Source organism: uncultured Caballeronia sp., from assembly GCF_964243625.1.
GTDB lineage: Bacteria > Pseudomonadota > Gammaproteobacteria > Burkholderiales > Burkholderiaceae > Caballeronia.
In genome coordinates, this window is the sequence record NZ_CAXTGZ010000604.1 from 1 (window position 1) to 3,641 (window position 3,641).

2 protein-coding genes and 1 CRISPR repeat array are annotated in these 3,641 nt (G+C 59.4%); of the genes, one reads left to right on the plus strand and one right to left on the minus strand.

Annotated elements, in window-relative coordinates:
• Nucleotides 1–34 precede the first annotated feature (34 nt).
• Nucleotides 35–2,010: direct repeats of the CRISPR family, unit length 32 nt; unit sequence GTCGCGCTCTTCACGGGCGCGTGGGTTGAAAC.
• A 372-nt stretch (nt 2,011–2,382) separates the two neighbouring features.
• Nucleotides 2,383–3,135 carry a glycosyltransferase family 2 protein gene (locus tag ACFFAR_RS27855; RefSeq protein WP_062168632.1) on the plus strand — a complete coding sequence of 251 codons (753 nt, stop codon included), beginning with the start codon at nt 2,383–2,385 and terminating at the stop codon, nt 3,133–3,135.
• A 32-nt stretch (nt 3,136–3,167) separates the two neighbouring features.
• On the opposite strand, the gene ACFFAR_RS27860 is transcribed toward ACFFAR_RS27855, so the two are convergent.
• Nucleotides 3,168–3,641, minus strand: a 474-nt coding sequence (locus ACFFAR_RS27860; RefSeq protein ID WP_375508878.1) for an XdhC family protein, incomplete at its 5' end; no start/stop codon positions are given.

Consider the following 3,641-nt stretch of genomic DNA (forward strand, 5'->3'; position numbering starts at 1 on the left):
GCGGACGTGGATATCCCGCCGTTTTTGTCGCGTGGTCGCGCTCTTCACGGGCGCGTGGGTTGAAACCTTCACCGGTGTCGCCTCTGCCGGTGTTGGCAAATGTCGCGCTCTTCACGGGCGCGTGGGTTGAAACGTCTCATCAACGCTTACATCCTTAATGCCTATGCTCGTGTCGCGCTCTTCACGGGCGCGTGGGTTGAAACCAGCAACGCGCGATCACCTCACGGTGGCCCTCGGCGTCGCGCTCTTCACGGGCGCGTGGGTTGAAACAAACAGCGGACGCGCCTCGCCGACGCGGAACGCACGTCGCGCTCTTCACGGGCGCGTGGGTTGAAACCACGATCAGATCCGCAATCGCTCCATTGATAAGCCGGTCGCGCTCTTCACGGGCGCGTGGGTTGAAACGATCATGTCGCGCACGAGCGATGGGTGCATCGGGTCGCGCTCTTCACGGGCGCGTGGGTTGAAACTTCAGCCCGTCCTGGTCGACTCCGACCTGGTTGGTCGCGCTCTTCACGGGCGCGTGGGTTGAAACGCCGCGATCATGTCGGCCGCACGTGGCGTCCACTGTCGCGCTCTTCACGGGCGCGTGGGTTGAAACCTGCGACATATACGCAAGTTGCCAAAACGAAAATCGTCGCGCTCTTCACGGGCGCGTGGGTTGAAACCTTGCTCATACCGCTTCCTCGGTCGATTGGGGTTGGTCGCGCTCTTCACGGGCGTGTGGGTTGAAACACAAGCTGAACGCGCAAGCGGGTCAAGCGCAATCAGTCGCGCTCTTCACGGGCGCGTGGGTTGAAACAACCAAAACGGCCGCCGCAGTACTCGCCACCATGTCGCGCTCTTCACGGGCGCGTGGGTTGAAACTCTGCCCCGATTCGGCGGGCAACCCGGGGAACAGCGGTCGCGCTCTTCACGGGCGCGTGGGTTGAAACATCCCGGAACGCGTCGAAGCAGTGCTGTTCGCGATCGTCGCGCTCTTCACGGGCGCGTGGGTTGAAACGGCTGACACAGCGTCTCCGGCTAACGCTGGTCGCGGTCGCGCTCTTCACGGGCGCGTGGGTTGAAACAACGCACCGGAGAGGTAGCCGATCTGAGCAAACCGTCGCGCTCTTCACGGGCGCGTGGGTTGAAACGCGTACCTGGTCTTTGTTTTTTACTCAATCATTAGGGTCGCGCTCTTCACGGGCGCGTGGGTTGAAACGTGCATCGACTAACTCCCGAGATGCGAATATGGCGTCGCGCTCTTCACGGGCGCGTGGGTTGAAACCCTGGGATCGAATTTGGTACGACCCGTACAGCAGGCGTCGCGCTCTTCACGGGCGCGTGGGTTGAAACTTCCACCATGGCGAAGGCCACGGCCATGTAGTCGGGTCGCGCTCTTCACGGGCGCGTGGGTTGAAACTGCAGCTTCGCCACGCCGAAGACGCGCATGAAGCGGTCGCGCTCTTCACGGGCGCGTGGGTTGAAACAATCCCGTCGAGCAGGCGCTTAGCAACAGCTGCGGGTCGCGCTCTTCACGGGCGCGTGGGTTGAAACGACAGTCGCGCGCAGGCGGCAGACATCACGCTGCAATAGTCGCGCTCTTCACGGGCGCGTGGGTTGAAACGCGGTCTCAATCTGGCGTGCGCGCGATCTTGACGAGTCGCGCTCTTCACGGGCGCGTGGGTTGAAACGGCAACGCCGCGGCGGATCTGGAATCCGACATGGTGTCGCGCTCTTCACGGGCGCGTGGGTTGAAACGGCACATGGAGCGACAACCGGCGCACGCGCGTGCGGTCGCGCTCTTCACGGGCGCGTGGGTTGAAACTATGGCTACCAAATTTAAGACGCCAGCGCGGGTCGTCGCGCTCTTCACGGGCGCGTGGGTTGAAACCGAAGTCCTCGCCGAACTTGCCGCCGCTCTGAATCGTCGCGCTCTTCACGGGCGCGTGGGTTGAAACATCATTGCAGCAGTCAGCCCCGTGCAATAGCCGCGGTCGCGCCCTTCGCGAGCGCATGGGTCGAAACGCGGGTTGGGGAGTCGTGCAGCGCAACCTGTGATGTCGCACCCTTTGGGGTCACGTGGAATGAAACAAAAGCCCCTTGGCCGCGGTTAAAACCGCGTACTGTCAAGCGCTTCGCGCGTGGGTTGAAACGACCACCGACGACCAAACCAAAATCGCATAAGCGCACATTGAACTCTTCCCGATCACGAGGACCGACAGCAGCGGCACTTCATCTTCAACGCTGGCCACCCATTCTCAACTCGACCGATCGCCATGTACTATATCTCCATCACCAAACCACCTTGCGCATTGAAAAAATAATTTCAACAATCCTAACGAAATCCCTCATTCGTCAACAGCGCAAACTCGATCATCCTGAAAAATTGATATATCCATGGCCCACCACGTTCTAATCTGCCTGCCCACCTACGGCGAAGAAGTCCACGTCAATTTCGCGTTTTCGCTGCTCGGCCTGGCGCGTGAATTAAACAATTCCGGATCAACCTACGAACTGTTGCACGTTGCATCGTCGCAGATTATTCGGGCGCGTAACTTCTTCGCCAATTATTTCCTTAATAATCCTAAATTTACGCATCTTCTGTTTCTCGATACCGACATGAAGTTTCCTGCCGAAGCCGTCATCAAACTTCTGGAGGCCAACAAGACCGTGTCCGGCGTTGCTTATCCGTTCCGACGTTTCGATCTGGATCGCGCGATAACCACCGGGGACACCGGCCTGTCGATGCGCGACTGGCTCGAAAAATACGCCGACTACACCTTCGCGCCGCTGACCAATGCAGACGGCAATTTCAACTTTTCGGATGGTTTTGCCGAAGCGCGGCACATCGGCGCCGGCGTTTTCCTCGCCCAACGCGAGGCGTTCGAGGTTACGCAACCGTTCACAGAATGCTACCTGCCGCCGAAACAATATGAATCGATGATACCCAACGGAAAGTTCTATGGATTTTTCGACACCATTGAAGAGGACGGCGTCTACCTGGGCGAAGACTTGTCTTTTTGCCTGCGCGCGCGCCAGGCGGGAATCTCGATTTGGGCGTTGATCGACCAGACAGTCGCGCACTACGGCGCATCCGAGGTATCGGGCAACTATCTGCGCGCTATGCAACTCCACGGCAAATTAGCCTGAGAAAACGCGCCGCGCTTGACCAGCTTAAACCTTCAATGCGCGGCGATATCAGCGCCCTCTTGCATCCCGCACACCTCGCCACTTCCTTCCAGTTCGCGCGCCGCCTTGGCGCCTTCGACTTGCAGGATCGTCGGCAACGACACACCGTTTTTAGCTGCCGTCACTTCGGCAAGAATCGATACCGCTATTTCAGGCGGCGTCCTGCTGCCAATGTAGATTCCCACAGGGCCATGCAGACGCGATAACTCGGCATCGGAGAGATCGAACTCCTTTAGCCGTTCGCGGCGCGCGGCGTTATTTTTCCGCGATCCCAACGCGCCGACATAAAACGCCGGCGTCTTCAACGCTTCCATCAGCGCGAGATCGTCAAGCTTCGGATCGTGCGTCAATGCGATCACCGCACAGCGTTCATCGAGTTTCATTTCCATCACGGTATCGTCGGGCATGGTGCGCACGATCTTCGTGCCCGGCACATCCCATTCGTCCGTGTACTCCTCACGCGGATC

Bases quoted from the DNA above. Each gene is read 5' to 3' on its own strand.
- ACFFAR_RS27855 (WP_062168632.1), top strand. From the start codon at position 2,383: ATGGCCCACCACGTTCTAATCTGCCTGCCCACCTACGGCGAAGAAGTC.